22 protein-coding genes are annotated in these 21,157 nt (G+C 59.3%); 13 read left to right on the top strand and 9 right to left on the bottom strand.

The features are described from left to right. Window positions 1-50: 50 nt before the first annotated feature. From LKO31_RS06030 to pyk, 5 genes are all read right to left on the bottom strand, one after another. Window positions 51-2,021: a cytochrome c3 family protein gene (locus LKO31_RS06030; protein WP_227689261.1), complete on the bottom strand. Its 1,971-nt coding sequence runs from the start codon at window positions 2,019-2,021 to the stop codon at window positions 51-53. Window positions 2,022-2,034: 13 nt separating this feature from the next. Then, entirely contained in the window at window positions 2,035-2,913 is an 879-nt protein-coding gene (locus LKO31_RS06025; protein WP_227689256.1) for a hypothetical protein, read from the bottom strand. Continuing rightward, window positions 2,913-5,348, bottom strand: coding sequence for a cyclic nucleotide-binding domain-containing protein (locus tag LKO31_RS06020; RefSeq protein ID WP_227689254.1), 2,436 nt, complete (start codon window positions 5,346-5,348; stop codon window positions 2,913-2,915). Before LKO31_RS06020 ends, LKO31_RS06025 begins: the two co-directional genes overlap by 1 nt. Before the next feature lie 341 nt (window positions 5,349-5,689). Further along, entirely contained in the window at window positions 5,690-6,457 is a 768-nt protein-coding gene (locus tag LKO31_RS06015) for an arginyltransferase (protein ID WP_227689253.1), read from the bottom strand. A gap of 184 nt (window positions 6,458-6,641) precedes the next feature. Next, window positions 6,642-8,108, bottom strand: coding sequence for a pyruvate kinase (gene pyk, locus LKO31_RS06010; RefSeq protein ID WP_227689252.1), 1,467 nt, complete (start codon window positions 8,106-8,108; stop codon window positions 6,642-6,644). Window positions 8,109-8,340: 232 nt separating this feature from the next. Here pyk and LKO31_RS06005 point away from each other — a divergent pair, with 232 nt between their 5' ends. From LKO31_RS06005 to pal, 13 genes are all read left to right on the top strand, one after another. Further along, window positions 8,341-8,583, top strand: coding sequence for a DUF2312 domain-containing protein (locus LKO31_RS06005; protein ID WP_227689249.1), 243 nt, complete (start codon window positions 8,341-8,343; stop codon window positions 8,581-8,583). A gap of 82 nt (window positions 8,584-8,665) precedes the next feature. Beyond that, on the top strand, window positions 8,666-8,983 hold the full coding sequence (locus LKO31_RS06000) for a YbjQ family protein (protein WP_227689248.1): 318 nt from the start codon (window positions 8,666-8,668) through the stop codon (window positions 8,981-8,983). Window positions 8,984-9,055: 72 nt separating this feature from the next. Next, on the top strand, window positions 9,056-9,802 hold the full coding sequence (locus LKO31_RS05995) for a YebC/PmpR family DNA-binding transcriptional regulator (protein WP_227689247.1): 747 nt from the start codon (window positions 9,056-9,058) through the stop codon (window positions 9,800-9,802). 67 nt (window positions 9,803-9,869) lie between these two features. Beyond that, complete coding sequence (ruvC, locus tag LKO31_RS05990) at window positions 9,870-10,349, top strand: crossover junction endodeoxyribonuclease RuvC (RefSeq protein ID WP_227689602.1); 480 nt, start codon at window positions 9,870-9,872, stop codon at window positions 10,347-10,349. A 196-nt stretch (window positions 10,350-10,545) separates the two neighbouring features. Then, window positions 10,546-11,160, top strand: coding sequence for a Holliday junction branch migration protein RuvA (gene ruvA / locus LKO31_RS05985; protein ID WP_227689245.1), 615 nt, complete (start codon window positions 10,546-10,548; stop codon window positions 11,158-11,160). Next, window positions 11,157-11,936, top strand: coding sequence for a hypothetical protein (locus LKO31_RS05980; protein WP_227689244.1), 780 nt, complete (start codon window positions 11,157-11,159; stop codon window positions 11,934-11,936). The genes ruvA and LKO31_RS05980 overlap by 4 nt, the downstream gene beginning before the upstream one ends. Then, entirely contained in the window at window positions 11,933-12,949 is a 1,017-nt protein-coding gene (ruvB, locus tag LKO31_RS05975) for a Holliday junction branch migration DNA helicase RuvB (protein WP_227689243.1), read from the top strand. The genes LKO31_RS05980 and ruvB overlap by 4 nt, the downstream gene beginning before the upstream one ends. Before the next feature lie 235 nt (window positions 12,950-13,184). Then, the gene (locus LKO31_RS05970; protein WP_227689242.1) at window positions 13,185-13,649 is read left to right on the top strand and encodes a YbgC/FadM family acyl-CoA thioesterase; all 465 of its coding nucleotides are present in this window, start codon (window positions 13,185-13,187) and stop codon (window positions 13,647-13,649) included. Further along, window positions 13,643-14,341 (top strand): protein TolQ, encoded by a 699-nt coding sequence (gene tolQ, locus LKO31_RS05965; protein ID WP_227689240.1) that lies wholly within the window; start codon window positions 13,643-13,645, stop codon window positions 14,339-14,341. The genes LKO31_RS05970 and tolQ overlap by 7 nt, the downstream gene beginning before the upstream one ends. After that, a complete protein-coding gene (gene tolR, locus LKO31_RS05960) occupies window positions 14,341-14,889 on the top strand; it encodes a protein TolR (protein ID WP_227689238.1) in 549 nt (182 codons plus the stop codon). The genes tolQ and tolR overlap by 1 nt, the downstream gene beginning before the upstream one ends. A 9-nt stretch (window positions 14,890-14,898) precedes the next feature. Further along, a complete protein-coding gene (locus LKO31_RS05955) occupies window positions 14,899-15,906 on the top strand; it encodes a hypothetical protein (RefSeq protein WP_227689237.1) in 1,008 nt (335 codons plus the stop codon). Then, complete coding sequence (gene tolB, locus LKO31_RS05950; protein WP_227689235.1) at window positions 15,906-17,288, top strand: Tol-Pal system beta propeller repeat protein TolB; 1,383 nt, start codon at window positions 15,906-15,908, stop codon at window positions 17,286-17,288. The genes LKO31_RS05955 and tolB overlap by 1 nt, the downstream gene beginning before the upstream one ends. A 138-nt stretch (window positions 17,289-17,426) precedes the next feature. Continuing rightward, a complete protein-coding gene (gene pal / locus LKO31_RS05945) occupies window positions 17,427-17,939 on the top strand; it encodes a peptidoglycan-associated lipoprotein Pal (RefSeq protein ID WP_227689601.1) in 513 nt (170 codons plus the stop codon). Between the two features lie 10 nt (window positions 17,940-17,949). On the opposite strand, the gene LKO31_RS05940 is transcribed toward pal, so the two are convergent. Genes LKO31_RS05940 through gspL form a run of 4 tightly spaced genes read right to left on the bottom strand, consistent with a single transcriptional unit; the run spans window position 17,950 to window position 21,156 of the window. Further along, window positions 17,950-18,762: a prepilin peptidase gene (locus LKO31_RS05940; RefSeq protein WP_227689234.1), complete on the bottom strand. Its 813-nt coding sequence runs from the start codon at window positions 18,760-18,762 to the stop codon at window positions 17,950-17,952. After that, window positions 18,759-19,496 (bottom strand): type II secretion system protein N, encoded by a 738-nt coding sequence (gene gspN / locus LKO31_RS05935; protein ID WP_227689232.1) that lies wholly within the window; start codon window positions 19,494-19,496, stop codon window positions 18,759-18,761. Before gspN ends, LKO31_RS05940 begins: the two co-directional genes overlap by 4 nt. Further along, entirely contained in the window at window positions 19,493-19,981 is a 489-nt protein-coding gene (gene gspM, locus LKO31_RS05930) for a type II secretion system protein GspM (RefSeq protein ID WP_227689230.1), read from the bottom strand. The genes gspN and gspM overlap by 4 nt, the downstream gene beginning before the upstream one ends. Beyond that, window positions 19,978-21,156, bottom strand: coding sequence for a type II secretion system protein GspL (gene gspL / locus LKO31_RS05925; protein WP_227689229.1), 1,179 nt, complete (start codon window positions 21,154-21,156; stop codon window positions 19,978-19,980). The genes gspM and gspL overlap by 4 nt, the downstream gene beginning before the upstream one ends. Window position 21,157 lies beyond the last annotated feature (1 nt).

Below are 21,157 nucleotides of genomic sequence, written 5' to 3'. Positions count from 1 at the left end.
ATGCGGCCCCCAATTTCTTTCCGCTCAATTCACGCGCTTCATCCCATCGTCTAACTTGCACCCATGCGGTTGTCCGGCTGACCGATCTCCCGCCACGTTACACGATAAAGCATTTTCGGCGCGATTGGCACGGCGCTAATATATACGGCTTCCTGTCCTGACTTTGTGACGGCGCTCACATCGACATTCCGCCGCATATTTTCTCTGTCCCGATAATTGGCTTTTTTCCGGTCGTCCGCTGGCTGCCACGGCCTCCCCCCATCTTGGTGATATTCATGGCACATCGCGCATGAAGATTTGGTTTCCACCTTCACTTTTTTCAGTGACGCCCCTGTTTCGCCAACATGGCAGGTCCGGCATTGCGCAACGCTCGGCAACAGCAAATCCTGACTTTTTGCGGACTTCGACGCGCTCACATGGCAATCCGCACAAGCGGTTTCCTTGTGCGTGCCATGGTCGAACCAGCCTTTTTCCATAAAGCGTGCTGTCTGCGTCACAGGCTCCACACGCCATCCTTTGCCAGCGGTGGGCGCATAGATGGTGTGGCAGTCATAACAGGCCCCGCCGAGCGAAAAGACCGCCCGCACCGCATCTTCGGCGCGGCTGGGGCGCATTTGGCTTTCGCGGAAATAGATGTTGTAAATCTGCCCCTCGGCATATTGACCGGGCCTGCGTCGTTCAATGCCGCCCAATTGCAAGCCCGCCGACGGCGCGGTGGACCGGTAATAAGCGGTCAAATCGGCCGCTACCTGATCCGGCTTCCCATGGCGCAGCGTGCGCTTCACCCCGCCCACCGTTTCAAAGGTCAGGCTGTGGCACATCGCACAATCGCGCTGCATATTCACGGGCTGCAATCCCACGCCCCCCGCTTCTGGCGTGTGGCAATTGCGGCATTCCAGCTTTTTGCCGAAATCATATTGGCCGCGAAAACTGGCGGCCATGCGGGCCACGCCGCCATTCCCATCCAGATGGACATCATGCGGGAATTTCAATCCATTGATGTCGATGCTTTGGTCGCTCAACACCAAACGCTCCGGCTTCGCGCCCATGGCAGTGCGCGCCAAGGGCCGGAATTCGGGGTGGTCGGTGCCGAAATCGGCGGCGTCCGCCAATGTGGTCGGGTGCCCCGCGCGGCTCAACCGTCCGGCCATGCCATCATGGCAATCGGCACAAAATTTCTGCGGTGTGGCGGGCATCGCTCCCGCGCCTTCATGTTCGGTGTGGCAATCCACACAGCGGCCTTGCGGGCGGTTAAAGCTTTGGGCGATGCGGGCCAAAAACTGGTCCCCCAAACTGCCTTCGCGCCGCGCCGCCAGCAACATCGCGCTGCTGGCGTTTGCATGGGCCTTGCTCATCGCCTTATGTTCGCCGGTATGGCAGCTCACACAAGCCTTGTCCGTCACCGCAACAAAGGCATCGACGTGACAGCTTTGGCAGTCATTTTTCAAACTGGCATGGGCGCTGGACAAAGGCCCACTGCTCCATGTCTTGTCGGCATGAAAGCCCTCTGGCCGTTCATCCACGCCGCGAAATGTTTGCCACGCCCAAATTGGCCCCGCCAAAAAGGCGACCAGCATCAGCGCCGCAAACAGCCATGCGCTGATCCGCTTGCCAGGCAGCAAACCCGCCAAAGAAAAGGCCCGCGCTTCGTCAATATGGCGCGATGCCTCGGACAATTCGTCAATGCGCTCGACCAACAAGATGATCTGCTGATCTTCTTGGCTGATGGTCAGGCGGTGGCTACCAAAACGCAGCTCCGCACCGCCCATGCTGTCAATATCCGCCACGTCCAATGTGCGGCCATTCAGGTCGAATCCCAACCCCTCTTGCGCCACCACGCGCACCATGCGGCCATCATGGCTGCTGATCGTGGCGTGATGCGGGTTCACCGCCAAATCCGTGATGTGAAGGGCATTGGCGCTATCGCGGCCCAGCAAAATCTGGTCGCCGTCCAGGACGCTATCGCGAATAATCTGTTTGCCGCTGCGCGTGGTGGCAATGCGGCGAAGTATGAAGCTCATATGCCCTCCCCGCTTACCAGTAAAAGAACACGCTGATGACATGCGCCGACAGCGCCGCAATCAAAGCAAAGGTCAGCGGCACATGCACATATAACCATATTTCCAGCAGCGCCCGCAGCCGCAAATGTCGCCGTAGCCGCCCTAATGCGGCTTGTTTCTGGCCCAGCAACCCCACGACTTTCTCCACATCTTCGCTGGTCCCGCGGCGCTGCCCCAATTGCGCCAACGCTTCCGCCGTCGCACAGCGTGGATAACGGCCCGACAAGCGCGCCGCCATGCCGCCCGCAAACGGGTTTTCACTCAGCGCCGCCAACACCGGTGCGGCGTCGGCAGGGGCCAAGCCTTGCGCCGTGCCATGCAATTGCCGGTCAAAGGCGCGCAGCGCCTCCAGCATTTGCATCTGGGTCATTTCTTCGCGGTTGGCGGACAGGCTGCGCGGCAACAGCGCGTAAACCGCGATGCCATACATGCCCGACACTATGACCAGCATCATCAGCGCCCATGCCAGCGTGTGGACATTCCAACCCAGTTGAAATCCGCTGTGCCATGTTCCAATCACCGCCAGCGACAATCCCAAATACACATGGGCTGATGTCCATGCCTTTAACGACCAATGATCATCGCTGCGGCGGCGTTTTCGCACGCCCAGCATCGTCAGCCACAAAATCAGCAACGCGCCCATGGTCCCCAGCGTATAGCCATACCAGCTGCCGCCATTGTGACGCGGACTGACATCAATCAGCGCATAAGACGCCATGACCAGCAAGGTCAGCCCGCCCGAAATTTTCGCCCAGCGAAAACCCGCATAGCGCATAAAGCCTTCATGCTTTTGCTCGCGCACACGGCTGTTCTGCGCCGCTTTGTTGCGGCGGCGGGAAAAAAGGCTGGCCATTATCCCTGCCCCCCATCCAAACGGGCAATGGACAAAAATTCTTCGGGTGATACGCGAATGGCGGCCCCTGTCGGGCACGCCCGCACACAGGCTGGCCCGCCCGATATGCCCTTGCACATGTCGCATTTCACCGCGATTTTTTTGGGCTTTTCATCGCCCAATTGCTTTTTCGTCCAACTGGGTGACGGCTCCCCCGGTCCGGGGCCAAAGCCGAATAACAGCCATTGGAACAGGCTGGGCTTTTTCGGCGGCGTCGCCTCCATCCGAATGACGCCATAGGGGCAATTGCGCATACAATTGCCGCAACCAATACAGCCATCCTCCATAAACACTTCGCCGTCCGGCCCACGGTGAATCACATTGGGCGGGCAATCGGCCATACAATGCGGATGTTCACAGTGGCGGCAACTGGTCGGCACATGCAAATGAGCAAAGCTTTTGCCAGCTTCGCGGTCCAATCGCGACAAGCCCTCATGGCTGTCCGCACAGGCTTTTTCGCAATTGTCACAACCAACGCACAGATTTTCGTCAATCAACAAGGCGTCCGTCGCCTCGCCCAGCCCCTCTTTCATAATGAAGCTGGCGGTGTCGCTATACAGGTCCACCGCGCTGCTATAGCTGGCTTTGCGGCTTTCAATAAAGGCGTTCATGCTGGCCCGTTCGGCCATGGCGGCTTCGGTTTCAGCGCGCACATTGGGCCGTGCATCCAGCATTTTACGGAATGTCTCACCGGTCAGCTTGATCACCTCGGACCCGACCGCCGCTTTCACCGTGGCGTTACGCGGCGCACCGCTCAGCACCGACATTTCGCCAAAATAGCTGCCCGCGGGCAAATAGCGTAAAAAGATCGGCTTTCCGCCAATATCCTTTTCGACCACCATCGACCCCGACCGAATGACATATATGTCATCGCCCGTATCGCCTTCGGCCACTACCACTTTCCCCGCCGGAAAACGCATGACCTCGGCTTGTTCCACAACCTCGCTCAAATCTTGAACGGTCAAGCCGCCCTTAAAGATTTGCAGCAATTGCCGCTCCAGCGATATCCGGTTGATCGCCCGCTTGGCCCCCGGCACCGCCGCCATTAATTTCAGCGCCGCCGTGCGCGTCACCTCCACAAAAATGGCATCCACGCCGGCCACAATGGTTGCCCCGCGCTTGCGCCCCGAAATCAGGCCGACTTCGCCGAAAATCGACCCTTGCTCAATGGGAATACGCACATTGGGCGCCACCTCCACTTCGGCAAAGCCATCGGCAATGGCGAACAAAGATGATCCGGGATCACCCTTTTCAAACACCACCTCACCCTTGGCATAAAAGGCCGCGCGGCTGTCCAACATAAATTCGCGCATCTGCAACGGCGATACATCGTGGAAAATACTGATCCGCTGCCGGAAATATTCCAACCACGCGCTGACCGATTTTTTCTGTGGCAGGTCCGCAAAAATCGCGGCCAAATCCTTTTCATCGGCGGGGGTCAGCGCATCATTGCCATTTATAAACTCGGCCACGTCATAGCCTTGGTTCATACAATGTTTGATGAGCGGATAACCCGCCAGCGCCCCAATCACGAAAATGCCGCCAACACTGGTTTCAAAGGTTGGGGATAATTTCGGGAATGCCTCGCGGTCCGGCCCCGTAAATTCAATGCCCATCGATTCCACAAAGGCGCGCGGCGCGACCGACCCCAACCGCGCGACGATCACGTCGCACGGGATACGCTCTTCGCCATCGGGTGTGTCCAGCGTCAACCAGCCAGCCTCGACCTTTTTAGGCTGGGTTTCCGTGCGAACGCGCATCAAACCATTATCAGCAGCATCCATCATATCGGACACATTTTTGGCCTTCGCCCGCGCAAAATCGCGGCTGCGGTTCAATATGGTAACATGATTTTCCAGCGCCTCTTCGGCCACGCCCAGCGCATTTTCAATGCCCGCATCGCCCGATCCGACCACCGTAATATGCTTGTCTTTAAAATCTTCGGGATCGTCCACCTGATAGATGATATGCGGCAGATCATATCCCTCGCAGCGCAAGCGATTGGGGTTGCCCTGTGTGCCAATCGCCAACACAATATGTTCGGCGCGAAATTGGCGGCCATCGGCGGTGGTCAGGGTAAAATCACCCTTTTGCCCGCTAACCCCCGTCACATCGGCCTGATAGGCGACATTCACCCCGCACTGCGCGGCGTCTTCGTCCCAATTGGCCAAAATAACTTCGCGCGCACCCTCGGCAAATCGGCAATCCGACCGCAAATCCAGCCGCTCTGGCGTCGCCAAAACGCGCTTGCCCTTTTGATATTTAAAAATCGTGTCGGACAGATGGTCCGTTTTTTCCAACAAAATATGGCTCATGCCCAGCATGGCCGCCCGCGATGCGGCGCTCAATCCGGCGGGGCCAGAACCAATAATGGCCAATTTCAGCAAATCTGTCACGCTGCCCCCACACGCTGTACATCTGGGCCATCATGCCTATTTTGTGTGACGAACACCGCATCCCGTCCGCCAATATATGGCAGCAGAAACAACTTCATCGGTCGTAAATCATTGCATGCGCGCACAGCAGCATTCCCCCCGATCACCGTCCCCAAACGGCGATCAAACTCTGGTGCGACCCAGTCGTTTTGACCCTCACGCCCTGCTATGCCTCTTTTTGCGCAAATTGGTCAAGGAGGCTCCGCACATGCGGTGCCGCTTTTCACTCCCTATCTGGGCCTAATTGCGGTCGACTTCGGCGCTTCTGGCCGCGCAAGGCTAGAAGGCCCCTACCCGTAAAATTAAAAGGCTAGTTCGCCCTGCGCCTGCGATATGACCTCTTCAAACCGCACCCAGCCTTGCGGGCCTAATTTTTCCAGCGGGCGAAACCGCGTCTTATAGGACATACGCTCCGCCCCTTCGATCCAATAACCCAGATAAACATAGGGAATGGATTCGCGGGCGGCGTGCTGAATATGCTCGGTGATAATGAACGTCCCCAAGCCCACACGGGTTGGATGATGCGCATCAAAAAAGCTGTAAATCATCGACAAACCGTCACCCTGACGGTCGGTCAAACAGCAACCCACCAAGCGTCCGCGCGACCCATCTTCGGTCGGTTCGCGATATTCCATCATCAGGCTGTCGACCGGCGATTGTTCGACCATGTCGGCAAAATCCTGCTCATCCATTTCGGCCATACCCCCCTCGGGGTGACGCAATTGGATATAGGATCGCAGCAAGGCAAATTGCTCTTCGGTCGCCCAAGGGCGGCAAGCCGTCACCACCAAATCGCTATTCCGGCGCAATGTGCGTTTTTGCGATTGGCTGGGCTCATATTCGGCAGCACAGACACGCACCGACACACAAGCCGTGCAGTCCATGCAACTCGGGCGATAGGCAACAGACTGGCTACGCCGAAAGCCGATCCGGCCCAGCGCATCATTTAATTCCACTGCATTTTGCCCCACCAACTCGGTGAACACCTTCCGCTCCGTCCGCCCCTTTAAATAGGGGCACGGCGCCGGACTGGTCACAAAGAAACGAGGAAAACGAAATGTCGCCGTCACGCGAACCGCACCTCCGCTACACAAACCATTTGCAAAACGACTCCGCCGTTTTTCATGAAACTATAAACAGCCTATCATGGCTTCAACTGAGGAATCATCCCACGTCGCAACATTTTACTGCCATTTGTGTCAATATATAACATTAGCCCTTAGATTCGCTATCAATTTCACAGGGAATTGCCCTTCAGCCCCCATCGGCATCATATCCGCTCAATTCTTGACCCGTCAGCGTCGCCACATGCAGGACATTGGTCGACCCAGGTGTGCCAAATGGCACACCCGCCATCATCACCAGTTTCGCCCCAGCACCTGCTACATTGTGGCGCAGCGCCATACGCTTGCCCTTGGCAATCATTCCTTCAAAACTGATGATATCTTTGGTTTGCACCGCGTGCGAGCCCCATAAAATGCCCATGCGGCGCGCCACATCCAAATTCGGCGTCAACATCAACATGGGCGCTCCGGGGCGTTCCCGCGATATGCGCCGCGCCGTCGACCCTGACGCTGTGAAACAAATAATCGCATCCGCCGCAATGGTTTTGGTAATGCTGTTGGCCGCTTCGGACATGGCATCGGCGGTCGTCGCGTCTGGCAAGGTTTGGGTGAAATGCAAACGGCGGAAATATTCAGGGTCCGCCTCAACCGAGCGTGCAATTTTATCCATCATCGCGACGGCCTGCACCGGCCACGCCCCAGCGGCGGTTTCGGCCGATAGCATGATCGCATCGGCCCCATCATAAATGGCGGTCGCCACGTCCGACACTTCAGCGCGGGTCGGCGACGGCGACACAATCATCGACTCCAGCATCTGCGTCGCCACCACCACCGGCTTGCCCATGCGGCGGGCGGTGGCGACAATCCGTTTTTGCAGCGGCGGCACGGCTTCGGGCGGCATTTCCACACCCAAATCCCCGCGCGCCACCATCGCGGCATCCGCCAGTTCCAAAATCTCATCCATCCGCAGCACCGCCGATGGTTTTTCAAATTTTACCAGCAAAGACGCCTTGCCACCAATAATCCGCCGCGCCTCGGCCACATCCTCGGGCCGCTGCACAAAGGACAAAGCAATCCAATCCACATCCTGCTCCAACGCAAAGGACAGATCGCGCAAATCCTTTTCCGTCAATGCCGCCAATGGCACGACGACATCGGGCACATTCACGCCCTTGCGGTCGCTAATCCGCCCGCCGACCTCCACAATCGTCGCAATCTGGGTCGGCGTCACGGCCTGCACGCGCAGCACCAATTTGCCGTCATCCACCAACAATCGCGCCCCCGGCGTCAGCGCCGCAAATAATTCGGGGTGCGGCAAATAGACCCGCTCCGCGTCGCCTGCCGTGACATCACGGTCCAACACAAAGGCCGCGCCCGTCACCAATTCCGCCCAGCCTTCGCGAAAGGCACCGACCCGCAATTTCGGCCCTTGCAGATCCACCAAAATCGTCGTGGGTCGACCCGTTTTGCGTTCCAATTCGCGAATAGCGGCAATGACCTTCGCATGGCCCTCATGGTCGCCATGGCTCATATTCACCCGAAAGGCATCAGCCCCCGCCTGATGCAAAGCAGCAATCATATCGGGGCTAGCACTCGCCGGACCAATGGTCGTCAAAATACGGATATGGCGTTGGCGAGGGGTGAATTTCTGGGGCACTGTCGATCTTTCCGCTTGTTTTTATATTCGGCTGACCCACGCAGGAATGGCGTCAGATTGTGTCAAATGCAACCATCCGCCATAGCTATGCAAGCCTTCCCGCTGCTTTCATGCTTTCTATCTGTTCCCCGCGCGCTTTTCCCCAAGAAAGCATGGCGAAAAGCCCGTCCCCCCGCTAGGTGAAGAGCCAAGGCGATTCCCTCGCCATCCCAATTCATAATCGGAGACCATCATGAGCGACGCCCCCGTATCTGACGACCAACTGCGCCTTTTCATCGAACGTATCGAGCGTTTGGAAGAAGAAAAGAAGGGCATTTCGGACGATATTCGTGACGTCTATCTGGAATCGAAAAGCCAAGGCTATGACCCCAAAATCATGCGCCAGATCGTCCGCCTGCGCAAATTGCCGCCCCATGACCGCAAGGAAATGGAAGCCATCTTGGACATCTATAAAAATGCGCTCGGCATTGATTAACGCCTAAAGGATGGGCACGATATGCGGCGACAAACTGCGCCGCATATCCCCATTTGGCGCATATCAACCGGAGCAACGCCAAATGTTCAGCACCACCACCAACAGCATCGAAGGCCAACCCGTTCAGCAATATTTGGGCCTTGTGACCGGCGAAGTCATCGTCGGCGCGAACATCTTTCGCGACATTTTCGCCAGCATCACCGACATTGTCGGTGGCCGTTCGGGCAAATATGAAAAAGTCTTGGCCCGCGCCCGCCAAGAAGCCATCCAAGAAATGGAAGCCGAAGCCCAGCGTCTGGGCGCAAATGCGGTCATCGGCGTGGATTTGGACTATGAAACATTGGGCCAAGGCGGATCGATGCTGATGGTCGTCGCCACGGGCACCGCCGTAAAGCTGTGACGTGCGGCTTGTGCGATTTGCCAAGTCAGGCTAGGGCCGCGCCTCAATTTCAGCGCAAGCATGGAGGTGGCAATGGCAGGCCATAGCAAATTTAAAAACATCATGCACCGCAAGGGCGCGCAAGATAAAAAGCGCAGCGCCTTGTTCTCGAAGCTCAGCCGTGAAGTCACGGTGGCCGCGAAAATGGGCTTGCCTGACCCAGATGCCAACGCCCGCCTGCGCGCCGCGATTAACGCCGCCAAAGCGCAGTCGGTACCAAAGGACGTGATTCAACGCGCCATTGACAAGGCTTCGGGCAATGACGGTGAAAATTACGAAGAAATCCGCTACGAAGGCTATGGCCCTGGCGGCACCTCGATCATCGTCGAGGCTTTGACCGACAATCGCAACCGCACCGCCACCAATATTCGCACCGCTTTCTCGAAAAATGGTGGCAATTTGGGTACATCGGGCAGCGTCAGCCACGGTTTCGACCGTCTGGGCTTGATCGCCTATCCCGCTTCGGCTGGCGATGCCGACAGCGTCTTCGAAGCAGCATTGGATGCGGGCGCAGACGATGTCGAATCGACGGAAGACGGCCACGAAATCTGGACCAGCGTCGAAAATCTTCACCCCACCGCCAAGGCCCTCGAAGCCAAACTGGGTGAGGCCGAAGGCGTCAAGCTGGCGTGGAAACCCACGATCAAAAGCGAAATCACAGACGTTGCCACCGCGCAAACGCTGTTCAAGCTGATCGACGTGCTCGACGACGATGATGATGTGCAAACCGTTTGGGGCAATTATGAAATCCCCGACGCCATCATGGAACAACTTGGCTAATCGTCAGGAACCACATGCGATGGGCGCGGCCTCTGCTTTTGGCCGCGCCCCCGCATCATCCCCCACTATGATCATCCTCGGCCTCGACCCTTCGCTTACTTCCACCGGATGGGGCATTATCCGCGCCGAGGGCAGCCGCATCAGCCATATCGCCAACGGCCAAATCAAAACCAACGCCCAAACCCCCATGGCCGAACGTCTGGCTTATATCGACACGGTGCTGGCCGCCGTTATCGCGGACTATAATCCCGATGTCGCCGCCATCGAAGAAGTGTTCGTCAACGACAATCCCAAATCCACGCTAAAATTGGCCCATGCGCGCGGCGTCACCATGCTGGGCTGTGCGCGCGGCGGCATCAGCGTCACCGAATATAGCACGCGGCTGGTCAAAAAAGCGATTGTCGGCACAGGCGCTGCCAGCAAAGAACAAGTGCAAGCGATGCTGCGCGTCCTCCTCCCCGGTTCCAAAGTCATCGGCCCCGACGCCGCCGACGCGCTGGCCGTCGCGATCTGCCACGCCAACCACCGAGGGCTTGCTGGCAGGTAAGCCGCGCAAGAAAACGCCACATGATTGGCCGCTAACCCGCGCCGCCAAAATTCGCGCCGCACACCCCGCACCAGCCGTTAGCCTACCCAGCTTTTTCTACATCCCGCACGGCATTGACACGCCCTGCATCCCAAAACATGCTGCGCCTTGGGGAATAGATATTCCCTTTTCGTTCTCACCTCGCTAGGCATGGGACATGATAGCAAAACTGACCGGCACGCTGGATTCCACAAGCGCAGGCTCCGCGATTATCGACGTTGGCGGCGTGGGCTATTTGGTGGAGGCTTCGGCCCGCACCCTCGACGCATTGGGGGCCAAGGGCGACGAGGTCACCGTCCACACCGAATTGCTGGTCGGCGAAGATTTCATGCGCCTGCTCGGCTTCTCCCGCGCCGAAGAACGCGATTGGTTCCGCATGCTCACCGTCGTTCAGGGCGTCGGCACCAAAGTGGCGCTGGCCATCCTCTCCGCGCTGGAACTCAATGAACTCCAGCGCGCTTTGGCCAATGGCGACCATGCCATGATCGCGCGCGCCAATGGCGTCGGCCCCAAGCTGGCCCAGCGCATTTGCAACGAGCTTAAGGACAAAGCCGCTGGCCTTGGCGGCATCGCCGGTACGGGCCCATCCGGCAGCATGAGCAGCAACGCCAAGGGCGGCAGCCCATTTGGCGACGCTCTATCCGCCCTATCCTCCTTGGGCTTCAAACCCGCCGAAGCCTCCACCGCCGTCTCCGCCGCCGCCGAAGAATTGGGCGATAGCGCGACTTTGGATGCGCTGGTCAGACTGGCGCTGAAGAAGGCAGCGAAGTGAGCGAGCTCTTTGCCGGATGCGACCTGAGTTCACATCTCGCAACCCTGAAAAATGGCCTGTACCATTGGCAAACGTTAGCTAGCGGGTGCTTAGCCTTGCTCGCTGCTGGCATTGGCGCTTACTACTTGCGCAAGCAGACTCGAGCATCATTTGTTATCCACATGGACAGCGTAAGGCGCCAGCATAACGCCATCAAAGTTTCCATGATCCCTGTATTGATGCAAATTTTTGAAAAAAATTCATTTGCATTTCAAAGCATCTGTGAACTCTCAGAGGCACATGAACAATGCAACGAAATCAAATTCTCCTCGATAGAAAATGAAATGATCGCATTTGATTTAAATATTGGAGAGAATAGCCTAAAGATTATAAAGGAATTCATCGAAACTATAGATCAAGATAAAGAATTAAAAACCATAAGTGGATTATTAATAAATATAGATCGATTAAATCACTTTTTCAGAATGTCGTTCGCCGGAATAGAAGCTCACTCACCGGAATTTAAAAATTCACACGCCGCACTCTCACTTATACACAGCCTCAAGATCACCGACATCCTGAGAGACATCGCAGAATACTGTGAGGGTCGCGTAGATACGATCTACAAGAGCACAAATCTTTCTAATTCTGGCAGGTATTGGGATATTTTGATCAAAGACTGCACTGACGGGTTCGAGATAGTGAGTCCATCTAGAACCCTTGAGGATGCCACCTTAACTCAACTCAGAAATTTGCGATCCAGAGGATGCTCTCAATGGGAGCCTATTACCCAATGACCGACATCACCACCCCCAACCGCACCCCCGAAGATATCGACGCCGCGCTGCGTCCCAAATCCCTCGGTGAATTTGTCGGCCAAGCCGCTGCGCGCGAAAATCTGCGGATTTTCATTGAGGCGGCTCGGCAACGGCAGGACGCACTCGATCATGTCCTCTTCTTCGGCCCGCCGGGGCTTGGCAAAACTACGTTAGCGCAAATTGTGGCCCGCGAACTCGGCGTTGGCTTTCGCTCCACCAGCGGCCCCGTCATCGCCAAGGCGGGCGACCTCGCCGCCTTGCTGACGAACCTAGAAGACGGCGATGTCCTGTTCATCGACGAAATCCACCGCATGTCCCCCGCCGTCGAAGAAATCCTCTATCCCGCCATGGAAGACCGCGCGCTGGATATTATGATTGGCGAAGGGCCGTCCGCCCGCTCCGTCCGCATCGACCTGCCCAAATTCACTCTTGTCGGCGCAACCACCCGCCAAGGCTTGCTGACCCAGCCCCTGCGCGACCGTTTCGGCATTCCCGTCCGCCTCAATTTCTATACCCACGCCGAATTGGAACTGGTCATCACCCGCGCCGCGCGCTTGCTGAACCTGCCCATTTCACCCGATGGCGCGCTGGAAATCGCCCGCCGCGCGCGCGGCACCCCGCGCATCGCGGGACGCTTGCTGCGCCGTGTCCGCGACTTTGCCACCGTGGCGGGGGCCGATATCGTCAACGCCAATATCGCGGACGGCGCGCTCAATCGGCTAGAGGTAGACGCCTTGGGCCTTGATGCGATGGACCGCCGCTATTTGTCGATGATCGCGGATATTTACGGCGGCGGCCCCGTGGGCGTCGAAACGCTGGCGGCGGGCCTGTCCGAACCGCGTGACACCATCGAAGATGTGATCGAGCCTTATTTGCTGCAAATCGGCCTGATCGCCCGCACGGCGCGGGGCCGCTGCATGAATGCGGCGGCATGGAAACATATGGGCCGCATCCCGCCCAGCCAAATTCAAGACGGGCTGTTCGACGACTAAGGTGCATGGTTAACAACACACATACCCCAAAAACCGCCCCCAAAAACCGCCGCGCGCAAAAATCCCTTCCTATCATCAACCTATCACCCATCTGTCACCGCCCTGTCATCTTGGAGCTGGTGCCAGATGGCGAGCAAAAAAATTGAGGCATTTTACCCGAATAGCGGCCCAACATATCAATAAAGTGGCCCAACAGGGGTTGCGCGCCAAAGCGCACAGGCTATCGAAGACAGTGATGGATAACAGCCCTCCGCCCTTCCAGCCCGGCTATTTCGATGGTGCGACGCACCATTTTCGCGTGCGCGTTTATTTCGAAGACACCGACCTGTCGGGCATCGTCTATCACGCCAATTATATCCGCTATATGGAACGGGCGCGCAGCGACATGCTGCGTCTGGCGGGCATCGACCAACGCGCCGCGATGGAAAGCGGCGAAGGCGCATGGGCGATCACCGACCTTGCCTTAAAATATCGCCTTCCCGCCAAGCTGGACGACGACCTGCTGGTCATCAGCACTGTCGACGCCGTTCGCGGGGCCAGCGTTATCATTTCGCAAAATATTATGCGCGGTCAGCAACTGTTAACGACAGGCCGTGTTACCGCTGCCTTTCTGGCACCCGATGGCCGTCCGCGCCGTCAACCGAAAAACTGGGCAGACCGCTTTACCGCGATCATGAATGGAGAGAATTTCCCTTGCTAGACAATATCTCGCTGGCCGCTGATGCGGCAACCCTGTCCCCCGTCGCGCTGTTTTTGCAGGCGGATTGGGTTGTAAAGGCTGTGATGATCGGCCTGCTTGCGGCGTCCATCTATGTCTGGGTGGTCATACTGTCCAACGGCTCCGCGCTCAGCAAAGCGATGAAGGCATCGGCCAAGTTCGAACAAGATTTCTGGCGCGCAGGGGATATCGACAAATTTTATGAGGCCAATGGCCGCGAAAACCTGCCCAGCGCCAAGGTGCTGGCCGCTGGCATTGGCGAATGGCGCCGCTCGACGGGTGGCCGCCGCGTTGACCGCGACGGCACGCGGGACCGGCTGAACATCGCCATGAACAGCGCGATTGCGATCGAAATCGACCGCCGCGCCGAAAAAATCGGCACGCTGGCCACCATCGGCGCGGTCGCCCCCTTCGTCGGCCTGTTCGGCACGGTTTGGGGGATCATGCGCAGCTTCACCGCCATTGCCGCATCGAACAACAGCTCGCTCGCCGTCGTTGCCCCCGGCATTGCCGAGGCTTTGTTCGCCACCGCCATCGGCCTGTTCGCCGCCATTCCCGCTGTTATCGCCTATAACAGCTTTTCCCAGCGCATTAACCGTTTGGAATCGCGCATGGGCTTGTTCGCCGACGGCCTGCACGCCACCTTCAGCCGCGAGCTTGAGGCTGATCTCTAATGGGCATGACCGGCCCAACATCTGGCGGCCCCTCGCGGCGCGGACGCGGCAGCCGCCGCGCCCCGATGGCCGAAATCAACGTCACGCCCTTTGTGGACGTGATGCTGGTGTTGCTGATCATTTTCATGGTCACCGCCCCGCTCATTTCCTCCGCCGTGCCGATTGACCTGCCCGAAAGCCGCGCCAAGCCCATGGATGCAGAGGAACAAGAACCGCTGCAATTATCGATCAACGCCGACAATAGCGTCTATTTGGGCGAAGATATTGTCGCCGAACAAGATTTGCCCGCCAAACTGGAAGCCATCGCCGCTGCAGAGGCCAAGCAAGACCGCCCCCGCCAGATCATGCTGCGCGCGGACAAAAGCCTTGATTATGGCCGCGTGATGAAAATCATGGGCGAGCTTAACCGCGTCGGCCTGACCCGCATTGCGTTGGTGACGACGGGTTCGGACACCCCATCCAGCGCGTCAAATGCTCCCGCCGCGACCACAGCAAACGACGCAGCCGCCGCCCCTATGGTCACAGACGGTTCAGCTGCGGCGGAATAGGCAATGCAGATGAACGGCCCCAAAGCCTCTCTGGGCAAAAAATTGTCGCCCGCTGGCGCGCCCACTGCCGCGCTTCCGGCTGGGCCGTCGCGCTCAACCTCGGCGGTCGCGGTGGCGGTCATCGCCCATGTGCTGATTATCGGTTTATTGTCGGTGCAATGGACCGCGGGCAAGCGCAGCTTTGAAAATCCGCCGATGGAGGTGGACTTAATCGCTGAAACCGCGCCCAAATCCACCGCGCCGGTGATCACCGAAGACGCCCCGGCGGCCAGACTGGGCGAAGAGGATGAGCGCGACATCCCGGCCCCCGAACCCACACCGACGCCGCCCACACCCACACCGCCCGCTCCGCCGCCGCCGCGCCCCACGCCGCCCGCGCCCGACCCGACACCGCCCAAACGCGCTGCAGTCGAGCGCCCTGCGCCAAAGGCCGTGCCGCGTCCGACACCCAAGTCGCCGCCGCCCGCCGCGACCAAGGCGCCCACACGCCCCAGTCCGGCTCCCAAGGCCACGCCAGCCCCCGCGCCAGCACCCAAAAAGCCCGTAACCAAGGCCCCTACGCCGACGCCCAAGGCTCCGGCAGCCAAGGCGGGTGACAATCCGCGTCCAACGGGCCGTTTGGACGGCATCCTCGATGGCCTGTCCCGCGCCCCCAGCCGCGCCACCCAAAGCAAGGGAGCCCCCGCCGCTGCGACAGCGGCAGAGGTAAAGCGGTCGATCGACGTCGCCATTGACGGCGCGATCTTGCCTTATTGGCGGCGGAATGTGCCATCGGGCGTCGATATCGACAAATTGCGCGTCGTGCTGCGGATCAACCTCAGCCGCGATGGCCGCGTCACCAATATTACACAGCTTGGCGAATTATCCGGCCAAACGGACAGCAATGCTCCACAACAGGCCTTGTTTGTCGAACGCGCGATGCGTTCTATCCGTCAGGCCGCCCCTTTTGATTTGCCCGAAGAATATTATGATCAATGGAGGGTCTGGGAAGTGACCTTCCGTGCGAAAGGAATGTGATGACATATTCACTCAGTCGTAAATTGGCGCTGCTCGCTACGGCCTGCGGGGCCTTTGTCGCCGCCAGCACCGCCAGCGCCCAAAGCGCGGCGCCCGCGGCCGCCCCGACCGACGCCCCCCGCACTGCCGAAGTGGTCGCGGACGTCAGCAATGAACGCACGGTCATTGCGGTTCCCGCTTTTGCTACGCCGTCCGCCCAAGTGGTCGCGGGCCTGCGCACCGATAATTTGGGCCGCCAAATGGCCGATATTATCGCCGCCAATCTGGAACGCAGCGGCCTTTATGCCCCGCTTGGCCCCAGCAGCGTGCGCGGCATCACCATGGATGAAGTCACCGCGCCCCGCTACGCGGACTGGACGGCCCGCAACGCCGACAATGTGGTGCATGGCTTTGTTCGCGCCAGCAGCACGGGCGGCTTGATCGTCGGCTGTTATCTTTATGACACCGTGCTGGGCACCGAATTGGTCCGTCAGGGCTATGAAATTCAGGCAGGCGACTGGCGCCGCGCGGCGCATAAATGCTCCGACGCCATTTATTCGCGCCTGTCAGGCGAAGCGCCCTTCTTTGACAGCCGTGTCGCCTATATCGCGGAAAGCGGCCCCAAGGGGAATCGCATCAAGCGTCTGGCGATCATGGACAGCGATGGTGGAAATCACCGTTTCATCACCAATGGTCAGGCGCTGGCCCTCAGCCCGCGTTTCTCGCCCGACTACAAGAAAATCGTCTATGTCAGCTATTTGAACAACCGCGTGCGCGTGTTCATTTATGACACGGTCACCGAAAAACAAAATCTGGTGACCGAAAGCAGCAACACCACCTTCGCTCCACGCTGGTCGCCCGATGGCCGGAAAATTCTATTTTCCATGGCGGTTGGCGGCAACACCGACATTTATGTCGTTCCCGCCAGCGGCGGCACCCCCACGCGCCTGACCAGCACCCCCGGCATTGATGTCGGCGGCAGCTTCTCCCCCGACGGCAGCAAAATCGTCTTTGAAAGCGACCGCAGCGGAACACAGCAGCTTTATGTGATGAATGCCGATGGCAGCGACCAACGCCGCATCAGCTTTGGCGGTGGCCGCTATGCCACGCCAGAATGGTCGCCGCGCGGTGACTTGGTGGCCTTCACCCGCTTGGGCGGCGGCAATATTCGCGTTGGGGTGATGACCCCATCGGGCGGCGGCGAACGCTTGCTAACCAACAGCTGGCAGGACGAAGCCCCCACATGGTCGCCCAATGGCCGTGTGCTGCAATTCTTCCGCACCTCGGCAGGGCGCGACGGCAAATCCAGTCTGTGGCAGGTTGACTTGACCGGCGTGAACTTGCGCCGCTTGCCAACGCCCCAAGACGGCTCGGATCCTAGCTGGGGTCCTGTTCAACCCTGATGCTTCAGGCCTGATACTTCAGGCGGAAATTTGACTCGCGCACTTTTCCGCCTTTAAATTGTAAAAAAGTTCATCTTTATGCGATAAACTGTGTTTATATTGCGCCAGTTTGATTCTGAGAGGACCCCTAGAATGACCATGAAAAAGTCCACCGTCGCTTTATTGGCCGTCGCGATGCTGACGGTCGGCGCTTGCTCGAAAAAGGCACCTGCCGATCTGCCGCCGCCGCCCGCTGGCACCGACACCGGCAGCTATGACCCCAATGCTGGTCAAAATCAGGTCGTCCCCGGTTCGCAGGCTGACTTTGTGGCCAGCGTTGCGTCAGACCGCATCTTCTTTGGTTTCGACCAATATAATGTCGATGCCGAAGATCAGGCGACCCTGCGCAGCCAAGCCGAATGGTTGCAGCGCAACCCCGCCGTTCGCGTCATCCTCGAAGGCCATGCCGACGAACGCGGCACGCGCGATTATAACATCGCTTTGGGTGAACGCCGTGCCAATGCCGCCAAGAATTTCTTGGTATCGCTGGGCATCAGCGGCTCGCGCATCGACGTGCTGAGCTATGGTAAGGAACGCCCTGCCGCTATTGGTTCGGACGAAAATGCCTATGCCCAAAACCGCCGCGCTGTGACGGTGGTGATCGCTCGCTAATCGCGGCCTATCACCGGAATATCTGGGGAAATAGGGCGGCCGACAACCAGCCGCCCACCCCCAAAAACACCCCAAAGGGGACCCGCTGCGTCATGATCGACGATCCCAGCTGGGTCCCTTTTCTTTTGGCGCGCACCGTTCCAAACAGCACCGTCCCCAACAAGGCCCAAATCAAGCCCGTCACACTGGCCAACAACAGCGCCAGCGGCAGGGCCTGCCACCCCAGCCACGCGCCCAGCGCCGCAAATAATTTGGGGTCACCGCCGCCCATCCCCTCACGAGCGCGCAGCATGTAATAGGCCCAGCGCACGCAAGACAGGCTGAACCCCGCCGCCAGTGCGCCCACCCAGCGCTGGGTCATGTCGGTGCCCATCAAAGGTCCCGCTAACAATAATCCGGCCCCCGCCAAAATGATCGTCAAACGGTCCGGCAACCATTGCATCCGCGCGTCCAGCAAAATCAGCGGCATCAACAGCCAGCCCATCAAGGCCCACACCCACCCCGCCGCGCCGCCCATCATCAGCAACGCCGCCGCGCCAATCGCCCCGCCTGCGGCCTCAACATAGGAATGAAATGGGTCGATCACCTGCCCGCAACAACGGCTTTTGCCGCGCCGCCACAGATGCGACAATAAGGGCACCAAATCATCGACGCGCAGCACTTGTCGGCAATGGTCGCACATCGACCGACCGCCCAGACCCTGCCCGCGCGCCCAGCGCAGCACCAAGGCCGCCGCAAAGCTGCCCCAAATCACGCCCAGCAACGCCGCCAACGCGGCCGAAAACGCCAAGGGCAGCCTGTCCAAAGCCCCAAAATCGATCACAATTGACCCGAGGCGTTCAACAAATACGCATCTCCATGTGGGCGAAATCCCATGGCCGACAGCGCGTTCACCATGGCCGGTTCGGCCACTTGCTTCACCAAAAATCGGGCTTTCCATGCCCCTTTGCCGCTCAGCTCTGCCTCCAACACTTCCATGCCCGACTGGCTGGTCAGCGCTATATGCGCCTGACCGTTCATACAGCGCAGCGTGCCGCTCATCCCCTGCGGCAGGGTCAATCCGCCAATCGGCGCGGTCAGCGCCGCTTGCACTTGGCCCGCCGCCTCGGTGCATTGGCCCAAGCTGTTGAAGCGCACCGCCGCATCGCGCATATCCACATAGGCAATCGTCAGCCCGCCCAAGCGCATCCCCACATCAAAGCGCCCATTCACATCGCGCCAACCCTTGTTCGCTCCCGTGAACAGCACACCGCTCACACCCAAGCCATTGGGGGCCAAGCTGTCCACGCGGCGAAAGGACATGGCAGCTGTTCCGCCCAGCAAGGACGCAGGCGACAGGGCCAGATCAACATTCCCCAAGTCCAGCGGCCCCCATTTGGCCGCCGCCATATGGCCCGACCAAATGCTGCCGCTCACCGCGCGGGCGGTCAGGCCAGCCTTTGCGGCATCGCCCATATCCAGCGCCAAACGCATCGGGAAGCTTGCCACCACCACCGCCAATGCGAATATGGCCGCCCTCGTCCCCGCCCTCATCATGGCCCGTTTGCGCGTGATCATGGCGTCACCCGCCGCAAATCGGCCGTCACACCCAAGGTCCCATCGGTTTGCGGCGTCAGGGTCAGATTATCCAGCACCATGCCCTGCCGCTCCAGCTCCGCCAACCACAGTGTCACGACCTGCGCCTTGGCTTGGCTCATCGCTATACTGACGCCATCCGCGCCGCGTGGCTCATTGCGCGACAAGCTCAGGCCCAATTCGCTGGCCGATTGCGCCAAATATTGGTCCAGCGCCGCGCCATTGCCAATCTCCGCGCTCGCACCCGCTGCACCCGCCGGCCTCGCCAATAATTTGGCCTTGGCGATCACCCGCCCCTCGCGTTCCACCGCCTCTCGGCTCGCGCTTTGCATCTGCTGCGTCCACGTCATCGCAGACCCAATCATCAGCCAGATCAGTATCAGCGCCGCCAAGGCGCCCGCCACCACCAACAGGCGTTGTTCACGCGGCGAACGGCCCGCCCAATAAAGTTTCCATCTGTCCATCATGGCACGGCCCTGATCGTTATATTTGCCATTTGTTGCCCATCACTGCCCGCCATCGGCTGGGCGGTGATACGATAGGCTTTGGCCTGCAACGCCAATAAAACGGGGTTTAAATCCTCAACGCGCGGCGCGCCCAATGTCGCGCTCAACGTGCCGTCCGCTCTGTGCGACAACGTCTTTAAGGACACCGCTGGCGCATCGCCCAAGGCCGCATATAGGGCCGACGCCGGCACCGAAAAGGCCAAGGGCCCGCCGCCGCGCTGCATCAATCGGCGGTCCATCTCCGCCTCCGCGCTGGCGGCATCGGCGGCCTCTATGTTCAGGCTTTGCGCCTTATCCATCACCGCTTGTTCCGCCCGTGCGCGCTCCGATGCCAAGCGCAGCATTTGCACGGTAAATATGGCGATGGTCAGCACCACCAACGCCAGCGCCAACCGCTTGATCCACCACAGCATTGCGCCGTCCCATGATCGGCGCTGTTTCACCGCCCAGCGTCCGCTGCGCAAATCCAGCATCGGCTGCATCGCCGCATTCGCGGCGCAGACATCGCGTTCTGCGTCCGTCATCCAGATGACATCCGCCGCACCATCCCCCGCGCGTAACAACTCATCAATCACCGGATCAGCGGCATAGCCCAAGCTGCGGCTGCGCATGATCTGCTCATCGCCCAAGGCCGCCCCCAGCAACACGCCCTCTGCCGGTTCGGGCCACAAGGCCGCAGCAGGCATAATCGCACGCATATCCTCGCTCGCAATGCCCTGCTCCGCCAACCACGCCAGCCACAGCGCCATCGCGCTATGGGTCGTCACCGCGACCGCAAAGCTTTCGCCCGCACGGCTTGGCAGGCCCGCCACCACATGCTGCTGGTCTGTCGCGCCCAAAATTTGCTGCTGCACATCCAGCCGCCCCGCTGTCGAGGCCTGCGCGGGCGATGCATTGGGAAAGGCACGATAGCGCACGGGCGCATCCCATGCGGGGGCCAACAGCGCATAAGACAAGTCGCGGCTTTGGCCCAATAACTGGTCCCGAACGCTGCGCCAGCCATTGCCCGCGCCGCTCGACACCATCTGCCCATCAGCAATATGCGCCCAATATGGGGCGTCAAGGCGCGGCCAGTCAGGGGCCTGAGCCGCCAGATCAGCGACATTTGGCAGGCCAAGAATCAATATATCCGTCATC

Source organism: Sphingopyxis yananensis (assembly GCF_020687785.1).
In the GTDB taxonomy this organism is placed as follows: Bacteria; Pseudomonadota; Alphaproteobacteria; order Sphingomonadales; family Sphingomonadaceae; genus Sphingopyxis; species Sphingopyxis yananensis.
The sequence above is the reverse complement of the archived record's forward strand: the minus strand, read 5'-3'. Positions and strand labels throughout refer to the sequence as shown.